The organism is Citrobacter sp. CK198, assembly GCF_030333295.1.
Taxonomy (GTDB): Bacteria; Pseudomonadota; Gammaproteobacteria; order Enterobacterales; family Enterobacteriaceae; genus Citrobacter_B; species Citrobacter_B koseri.
In genome coordinates this window covers 19,519-28,680 of sequence record NZ_JAOWGE010000024.1, presented here as the reverse complement: position 1 = coordinate 28,680, position 9,162 = coordinate 19,519, and the positions used below count along the sequence as shown (strand labels likewise).

General features: G+C 52.1%; 8 protein-coding genes. All 8 read left to right on the top strand.

The annotated features are described in order from the left end of the window. Positions 1-1,050 (top strand): elongation factor Tu (gene tuf, locus OGY62_RS04360; protein ID WP_286450944.1); only part of this gene is annotated, 1,050 nt, incomplete at its 5' end. A gap of 231 nt (positions 1,051-1,281) precedes the next feature. Then, positions 1,282-1,665, top strand: coding sequence for a preprotein translocase subunit SecE (secE, locus tag OGY62_RS04355; RefSeq protein ID WP_012133816.1), 384 nt, complete (start codon positions 1,282-1,284; stop codon positions 1,663-1,665). 1 nt (position 1,666) lies between these two features. Beyond that, entirely contained in the window at positions 1,667-2,212 is a 546-nt protein-coding gene (gene nusG, locus OGY62_RS04350; protein ID WP_003862341.1) for a transcription termination/antitermination protein NusG, read from the top strand. A 157-nt stretch (positions 2,213-2,369) separates the two neighbouring features. Then, positions 2,370-2,798: a 50S ribosomal protein L11 gene (gene rplK / locus OGY62_RS04345; RefSeq protein ID WP_012133815.1), complete on the top strand. Its 429-nt coding sequence runs from the start codon at positions 2,370-2,372 to the stop codon at positions 2,796-2,798. A 3-nt stretch (positions 2,799-2,801) separates the two neighbouring features. Beyond that, the gene (gene rplA / locus OGY62_RS04340; protein ID WP_012133813.1) at positions 2,802-3,509 is read left to right on the top strand and encodes a 50S ribosomal protein L1; all 708 of its coding nucleotides are present in this window, start codon (positions 2,802-2,804) and stop codon (positions 3,507-3,509) included. A gap of 355 nt (positions 3,510-3,864) precedes the next feature. Next, on the top strand, positions 3,865-4,362 hold the full coding sequence (gene rplJ, locus OGY62_RS04335) for a 50S ribosomal protein L10 (RefSeq protein ID WP_004097644.1): 498 nt from the start codon (positions 3,865-3,867) through the stop codon (positions 4,360-4,362). Positions 4,363-4,428: 66 nt separating this feature from the next. Further along, positions 4,429-4,794: a 50S ribosomal protein L7/L12 gene (gene rplL / locus OGY62_RS04330; RefSeq protein WP_012133812.1), complete on the top strand. Its 366-nt coding sequence runs from the start codon at positions 4,429-4,431 to the stop codon at positions 4,792-4,794. 319 nt (positions 4,795-5,113) lie between these two features. After that, positions 5,114-9,142 carry a DNA-directed RNA polymerase subunit beta gene (gene rpoB, locus OGY62_RS04325; protein WP_024130652.1) on the top strand — a complete coding sequence of 1,343 codons (4,029 nt, stop codon included), beginning with the start codon at positions 5,114-5,116 and terminating at the stop codon, positions 9,140-9,142. Positions 9,143-9,162 lie beyond the last annotated feature (20 nt).

The window sequence follows — 9,162 nt, the reverse complement described above, 5'->3', positions numbered from 1 at the left end:
GCATTCGACCAGATCGATAACGCGCCGGAAGAAAAAGCTCGTGGTATCACCATCAACACTTCTCACGTTGAATACGACACCCCGACTCGCCACTACGCGCACGTAGACTGCCCGGGCCACGCCGACTATGTTAAAAACATGATCACCGGTGCTGCGCAGATGGACGGCGCGATCCTGGTTGTTGCTGCGACTGACGGCCCGATGCCGCAGACCCGTGAGCACATCCTGCTGGGTCGTCAGGTAGGCGTTCCGTACATCATCGTGTTCCTGAACAAATGCGACATGGTTGATGACGAAGAGCTGCTGGAACTGGTTGAGATGGAAGTGCGTGAACTGCTGTCTCAGTACGATTTCCCGGGCGACGACACGCCGATCGTTCGTGGTTCTGCTCTGAAGGCGCTGGAAGGCGACGCAGAGTGGGAAGCGAAAATCATCGAACTGGCTGGCTACCTGGATTCCTACATCCCGGAACCAGAGCGTGCGATTGACAAGCCTTTCCTGCTGCCGATCGAAGACGTATTCTCCATCTCCGGTCGTGGTACCGTTGTTACCGGTCGTGTAGAGCGCGGTATCATCAAAGTGGGCGAAGAAGTTGAAATCGTTGGTATCAAAGAGACTGCGAAGTCTACCTGTACTGGCGTTGAAATGTTCCGCAAACTGCTGGACGAAGGCCGTGCTGGTGAGAACGTAGGTGTTCTGCTGCGTGGTATCAAACGTGAAGAAATCGAACGTGGTCAGGTACTGGCTAAGCCGGGTTCCATCAAGCCGCACACCAAGTTCGAATCTGAAGTGTACATTCTGTCCAAAGACGAAGGCGGCCGTCATACTCCGTTCTTCAAAGGCTACCGTCCGCAGTTCTACTTCCGTACAACTGACGTGACTGGCACCATCGAACTGCCGGAAGGCGTAGAGATGGTAATGCCGGGCGACAACATCAAAATGGTTGTTACCCTGATCCACCCGATCGCGATGGACGACGGTCTGCGTTTCGCAATCCGTGAAGGCGGCCGTACTGTTGGCGCAGGCGTGGTTGCTAAAGTTCTCGGCTAATCGCTGATAACATTTGACGCAATGCGCAATAAAAGGGCATCATTTGATGCCCTTTTTGCACGCTTTCACATCAGAACCTGGCTCATCAGTGATTTTTTTTGTCATAATCATTGCTGAGACAGGCTCTGCTGAGGGCGTTTAGTCCGAAACGCAACACAGAGCATTTCGGTTTGGATTGCCTCGCATACGCGGGGTGAAAATGTTTGTAGAATACTTCTGACAGGTTGGTTTATGAGTGCGAATACCGAAGCTCAAGGAAGCGGGCGCGGCCTGGAAGCGATGAAGTGGGTCGTTGTTGTCGCATTGCTGCTTGTGGCTATTGTGGGCAACTACCTCTATCGCGACATGATGCTGCCGCTGCGTGCGCTGGCCGTAGTAATTCTGATTGCTGCAGCGGGTGGTGTCGCGCTGTTGACGACAAAAGGTAAAGCAACCGTTGCTTTTGCCCGTGAAGCGCGTACCGAAGTCCGTAAGGTCATTTGGCCGACTCGCCAGGAAACATTGCACACCACGCTGATTGTGGCTGCGGTTACCGCAGTAATGTCACTGATCCTGTGGGGACTGGATGGTATTCTGGTTCGCCTGGTATCCTTTATCACTGGCCTGAGGTTCTGAGATGTCTGAAGCTCCTAAAAAGCGCTGGTACGTCGTTCAGGCGTTTTCCGGTTTTGAAGGCCGCGTAGCAACATCGCTGCGTGAGCATATCAAATTACACAATATGGAAGAGTTGTTTGGTGAAGTCATGGTGCCGACCGAAGAAGTGGTCGAAATCCGTGGCGGCCAGCGTCGCAAAAGCGAGCGCAAATTCTTCCCGGGCTACGTCCTGGTTCAGATGGTGATGAACGACGCAAGCTGGCACCTGGTGCGCAGTGTTCCGCGTGTGATGGGCTTCATCGGCGGTACGTCTGACCGTCCGGCGCCAATCAGCGACAAAGAAGTTGATGCGATCATGAACCGCCTGCAACAGGTCGGTGATAAACCGCGTCCGAAAACGCTGTTTGAACCGGGTGAAATGGTTCGTGTTAACGACGGTCCGTTTGCTGACTTTAACGGCGTTGTTGAAGAAGTGGACTACGAGAAGTCCCGCCTGAAGGTGTCTGTTTCTATCTTTGGTCGTGCGACCCCGGTAGAACTGGACTTTGCCCAGGTTGAGAAAGCCTAAGCAGCGATCAAAAAAGCGGCGATTTAATCGTTGCACAAGGCGTGAGATTGGAATACAATTTCGCGCCTTTTGTTTTTATGGGCCTGGCCCGTAAAACGATTTTTTTATATCACGGGGAGCCTGTTTTCAGGCGTTATACCCAAACGAGGAAATTGCAATGGCTAAGAAAGTACAAGCCTACGTCAAGCTGCAAGTTGCAGCTGGTATGGCTAACCCGAGTCCGCCAGTAGGTCCGGCTCTGGGTCAGCAGGGCGTAAACATCATGGAATTCTGCAAAGCGTTCAACGCAAAAACTGATTCCATCGAAAAAGGTCTGCCGATTCCGGTTGTTATCACCGTTTACGCTGACCGTTCTTTCACCTTCATTACCAAAACGCCTCCGGCAGCAGTTCTGCTGAAGAAAGCGGCTGGTATTAAGTCTGGTTCCGGCAAGCCGAACAAAGACAAAGTAGGTAAAATTTCCCGCGCTCAGCTGCAGGAAATCGCGCAGACCAAAGCTGCCGACATGACTGGTGCCGACATTGAAGCGATGACTCGCTCCATCGAAGGTACTGCACGTTCCATGGGCCTGGTAGTGGAGGACTAAGAAATGGCTAAACTGACCAAGCGCATGCGTGTGATCCGTGAGAAAGTTGATGCGACCAAACAGTACGACATCAACGAAGCTATCTCTCTGCTGAAAGAACTGGCCACTGCTAAGTTCGTAGAAAGCGTAGACGTTGCCGTTAACCTCGGCATCGACGCGCGTAAATCTGACCAGAACGTACGTGGCGCAACTGTACTGCCGCACGGTACTGGCCGTTCTGTTCGCGTAGCCGTATTTACCCAGGGTGCAAACGCTGAAGCTGCTAAAGCTGCTGGCGCTGAACTGGTAGGTATGGAAGATCTGGCTGAACAGATCAAGAAAGGCGAAATGAACTTTGACGTTGTTATTGCTTCCCCGGATGCAATGCGCGTTGTTGGCCAGCTGGGCCAGGTTCTGGGTCCGCGTGGCCTGATGCCGAACCCGAAAGTGGGTACTGTAACGCCTAACGTTGCTGAAGCGGTTAAGAACGCTAAAGCTGGTCAGGTTCGTTACCGTAACGACAAAAACGGCATCATCCACACCACCATCGGTAAAGTGGATTTTGACGCTGACAAACTGAAAGAAAACCTGGAAGCTCTGCTGGTTGCGCTGAAAAAAGCAAAACCGACTCAGGCGAAAGGCGTGTACATCAAGAAAGTTAGCATCTCCACCACCATGGGTGCTGGCGTTGCCGTTGATCAGTCCGGTCTGACTGCGACTGTGGCGAACTAATATTCGCCTTTACGTGGGCGGTGATTTTGTCTACAATCTTACCCCCACGTTTCTGTTGAAATAAACAGAACTCTATGCGAGTCATTTGAATTGTAGCAGCTAACGCGGCTACGGTTCAAAGGGCGAAGTCATAGACAAGATTTGTTCGTTGGAGCCTGGCCTATCCAGGCCTCCGTCGAAGACCGCAGGTGTTTCGTAAGAAACTTAATGCCCTGCGTAGACGGTGACAGAACGCTAAGATTATTTTTTATACTCTGGCTTGTTTCTGCTCACCGTATTAAGACGCTCTTCTCGTTGAGGAGAGTGAAGTGAGTTCCAGAGCATGAGCTCTGGCAAACATCCAGGAGCAAAGCTAATGGCTTTAAATCTTCAAGACAAACAAGCGATTGTTGCTGAAGTCAGCGAAGTAGCCAAAGGCGCGCTGTCTGCAGTAGTTGCGGATTCCCGTGGCGTAACTGTAGATAAAATGACTGAACTGCGTAAAGCAGGTCGTGAAGCTGGCGTTTACATGCGTGTTGTTCGTAACACCCTGCTGCGCCGCGTCGTTGAAGGTACTCCGTTCGAGTGCCTGAAAGACACGTTTGTTGGTCCGACCCTGATTGCATACTCTATGGAACACCCGGGCGCTGCTGCTCGTCTGTTCAAAGAGTTCGCGAAAGCGAATGCAAAATTTGAGGTCAAAGCCGCTGCCTTTGAAGGTGAGCTGATCCCGGCGTCTCAGATCGACCGCCTGGCAACTCTGCCGACCTACGAAGAAGCAATTGCACGCCTGATGGCAACCATGAAAGAAGCTTCGGCTGGCAAACTGGTTCGTACTCTGGCTGCTGTACGCGATGCGAAAGAAGCTGCTTAATCGCAGTTATCTTTGTAACGCATCCGCTTACGTATAAACTTATTCTGATATTCAGGAACAATTTAAATGTCTATCACTAAAGATCAAATCATTGAAGCAGTATCCGCTATGTCCGTAATGGACGTTGTAGAACTGATCTCTGCAATGGAAGAAAAATTCGGTGTTTCCGCTGCTGCTGCTGTAGCTGTAGCTGCTGGCCCGGTTGAAGCTGCTGAAGAAAAAACTGAATTCGACGTAATTCTGAAAGCTGCTGGCGCTAACAAAGTTGCTGTTATCAAAGCAGTACGTGGCGCGACTGGCCTGGGTCTGAAAGAAGCTAAAGACCTGGTAGAATCTGCTCCGGCCGCTCTGAAAGAAGGCGTGAGCAAAGATGACGCTGAAGCTCTGAAAAAATCTCTGGAAGAAGCTGGCGCTGAAGTTGAAGTTAAATAAGCCAACCCTTCCGGTTGCAGCCTAAGAAATTAGGCTGATGGCTGGTGACTTTTTAGTCACCAGCCTTTTTGCGCTGTAAGGCGCCAGTAGCGTTTCACACTGTTTGACTACTGGTTGTCCTGACAATGCTTGTTTCTATCGACGACTTAATATACTGCGACAGAACGCCCGTTCTGTGTAAATCGCAATGAAATGGTTTAAGCGTGATAGCAACAGGCATTGCGGAAAGTATTCCATTTTCCGGTCAACAAAATAGTGTTGCACAAACTGTCCCTCCGCAGGACAGATGGGTCGACTTGTCAGCGAGCTGAGGAACCCTATGGTTTACTCCTATACCGAGAAAAAACGTATTCGTAAGGATTTTGGTAAACGTCCACAAGTTCTGGATGTACCTTATCTCCTTTCTATCCAGCTTGACTCGTTTCAGAAGTTTATCGAGCAAGATCCTGAAGGGCAGTACGGTCTGGAAGCTGCATTCCGTTCCGTATTCCCGATTCAGAGCTACAGCGGTAATTCCGAGCTGCAATACGTCAGCTACCGCCTTGGCGAACCGGTGTTTGACGTTCAGGAATGTCAGATCCGTGGCGTGACCTATTCCGCACCGCTGCGCGTAAAACTGCGTCTGGTGATCTACGAGCGCGAAGCGCCGGAAGGCACCGTAAAAGACATTAAAGAACAAGAAGTCTACATGGGCGAAATTCCGCTCATGACCGACAACGGTACTTTCGTTATCAACGGTACTGAGCGTGTTATCGTTTCCCAGCTGCATCGTAGCCCGGGTGTCTTCTTCGACAGCGATAAAGGTAAAACTCACTCTTCCGGTAAAGTACTGTATAACGCGCGCATCATTCCTTACCGTGGTTCATGGCTGGACTTCGAGTTCGATCCGAAAGACAACCTGTTTGTCCGTATCGACCGTCGTCGTAAACTGCCTGCGACCATCATTCTGCGTGCACTGCAATACACCACTGAACAGATCCTGGACCTGTTCTTTGAGAAAGTGATCTTCGAGATCCGCGACAACAAGTTGCAGATGGAACTGGTGCCGGAACGCCTGCGTGGTGAAACCGCCTCCTTTGACATCGAAGCCAACGGCAAAGTGTACGTCGAAAAAGGTCGTCGCATTACTGCGCGCCACATTCGCCAGCTGGAAAAAGACGATATCAAACATATCGAAGTTCCGGTTGAGTACATCGCGGGTAAAGTGGCGTCTAAAGACTACGTTGACGAATCAACTGGCGAGCTGATCTGCGCAGCGAACATGGAGCTGAGCCTGGATCTGCTGGCGAAGCTGAGCCAGTCTGGCCACAAGCGTATCGAAACGCTGTTCACCAACGATCTGGATCACGGCCCGTACATTTCAGAAACGGTACGTATCGACCCGACTAACGATCGTCTGAGCGCGCTGGTAGAAATCTACCGCATGATGCGCCCGGGTGAGCCGCCGACTCGTGAAGCGGCTGAAAGCCTGTTCGAGAACCTGTTCTTCTCCGAAGACCGCTATGACCTGTCTGCGGTTGGTCGTATGAAGTTCAACCGTTCTCTGCTGCGCGACGAAATTGAAGGTTCCGGTATCCTGAGCAAAGACGACATCATTGACGTGATGAAGAAGCTCATTGATATCCGTAACGGTAAAGGCGAAGTCGATGATATCGACCACCTCGGCAACCGTCGTATCCGTTCCGTAGGCGAAATGGCGGAAAACCAATTCCGCGTTGGCCTGGTGCGTGTTGAGCGTGCGGTGAAAGAGCGTCTGTCTCTGGGCGATCTGGATACCCTGATGCCTCAGGACATGATCAACGCCAAACCGATTTCTGCGGCAGTGAAAGAGTTCTTCGGTTCCAGCCAGCTGTCTCAGTTTATGGACCAGAACAACCCGCTGTCTGAGATTACGCACAAACGTCGTATCTCCGCACTCGGCCCAGGCGGTCTGACCCGTGAACGCGCAGGCTTCGAAGTTCGAGACGTACACCCGACTCACTACGGTCGCGTATGTCCTATCGAAACGCCTGAAGGTCCGAACATCGGTCTGATCAACTCCCTGTCCGTGTACGCACAGACTAACGAATACGGTTTCCTTGAGACTCCGTATCGTAAAGTCACCGACGGCGTTGTGACTGACGAAATTCATTACCTGTCTGCTATCGAAGAAGGTAACTACGTTATCGCTCAGGCGAACTCCAACCTGGATGACGAAGGCCACTTTGTAGAAGATCTGGTTACTTGCCGTAGCAAAGGCGAATCCAGCTTGTTCAGCCGCGACCAGGTTGACTACATGGACGTTTCCACCCAGCAGGTGGTTTCCGTCGGTGCGTCCCTGATCCCGTTCCTGGAACACGATGACGCCAACCGTGCATTGATGGGTGCGAACATGCAACGTCAGGCGGTTCCGACTCTGCGCGCTGATAAGCCGCTGGTTGGTACCGGTATGGAACGTGCTGTTGCCGTTGACTCCGGTGTAACTGCGGTTGCTAAACGTGGCGGTACTGTTCAGTACGTGGATGCGTCCCGTATCGTTATCAAAGTTAACGAAGACGAGATGTACCCGGGCGAAGCAGGCATCGACATCTACAACCTGACCAAATACACCCGCTCTAACCAGAACACCTGTATCAACCAGATGCCGTGTGTTTCTCTGGGTGAGCCGGTTGAGCGCGGCGACGTGCTGGCTGACGGTCCGTCCACCGACCTCGGTGAACTGGCGCTGGGTCAGAACATGCGCGTAGCGTTCATGCCGTGGAACGGCTACAACTTCGAAGACTCCATCCTCGTTTCCGAGCGTGTTGTCCAGGAAGACCGTTTCACCACCATCCACATTCAGGAACTGGCCTGTGTGTCCCGTGACACCAAGCTGGGGCCGGAAGAGATCACCGCTGATATCCCGAACGTGGGTGAAGCTGCGCTCTCTAAACTGGATGAATCCGGTATCGTTTACATCGGTGCGGAAGTGACCGGCGGCGACATTCTGGTTGGTAAGGTAACGCCGAAAGGTGAAACCCAGCTGACGCCAGAAGAGAAACTGCTGCGTGCGATCTTCGGTGAGAAGGCGTCTGACGTTAAAGACTCTTCTCTGCGCGTACCAAACGGTGTTTCCGGTACGGTTATCGACGTTCAGGTCTTTACTCGCGATGGCGTAGAAAAAGACAAACGTGCGCTGGAAATCGAAGAGATGCAGCTGAAGCAGGCGAAGAAAGACCTGTCTGAAGAATTGCAGATCCTCGAAGCTGGCCTGTTTAGCCGTATCCACGCTGTGCTGGTTTCCGGTGGCGTTGAAGCTGAGAAGCTCGACAAACTGCCGCGCGATCGCTGGCTGGAACTGGGCCTGACCGACGAAGAGAAACAAAATCAGCTGGAGCAACTGGCTGAGCAGTATGACGAACTGAAACACGAGTTCGAGAAAAAACTCGAAGCGAAACGCCGCAAAATCACTCAGGGCGACGATCTGGCACCGGGCGTGCTGAAGATTGTTAAGGTATATCTGGCGGTTAAACGCCGTATCCAGCCTGGTGACAAGATGGCAGGTCGTCACGGTAACAAGGGTGTAATTTCTAAGATCAACCCGATCGAAGATATGCCTTACGATGAAAACGGCACGCCGGTAGACATCGTACTGAACCCGCTGGGCGTACCGTCTCGTATGAACATCGGTCAGATTCTGGAAACCCACCTGGGTATGGCTGCGAAAGGTATCGGCGATAAGATCAACGCCATGCTGAAACAGCAGCAGGAAGTCGCGAAACTGCGCGAATTCATCCAGCGTGCGTACGATCTGGGCGCTGATGTTCGTCAGAAAGTTGACCTGAATACCTTCAGCGATGAAGAAGTTCTGCGTCTGGCTGAAAACCTGCGCAAAGGTATGCCGATCGCAACGCCGGTGTTCGACGGTGCGAAAGAAGCGGAAATTAAAGAGCTGCTGAAACTGGGTGACCTGCCGACTTCCGGTCAGATCACGCTGTTTGACGGCCGTACCGGTGAACAGTTCGAGCGTTCGGTAACCGTAGGTTACATGTACATGCTGAAACTGAACCACCTGGTCGACGACAAAATGCACGCTCGTTCCACCGGTTCCTACAGCCTGGTTACTCAGCAGCCGCTGGGTGGTAAGGCGCAGTTCGGTGGTCAGCGCTTCGGGGAGATGGAAGTGTGGGCGCTGGAAGCATACGGCGCAGCATACACCTTGCAGGAAATGCTCACCGTTAAGTCTGATGACGTGAATGGCCGTACTAAGATGTATAAGAACATCGTGGACGGCAACCATCAGATGGAACCGGGCATGCCGGAATCCTTCAACGTATTGTTGAAAGAGATTCGTTCGCTGGGTATCAACATCGAACTGGAAGACGAGTAATTCTCGCTCAAACAGGTCAC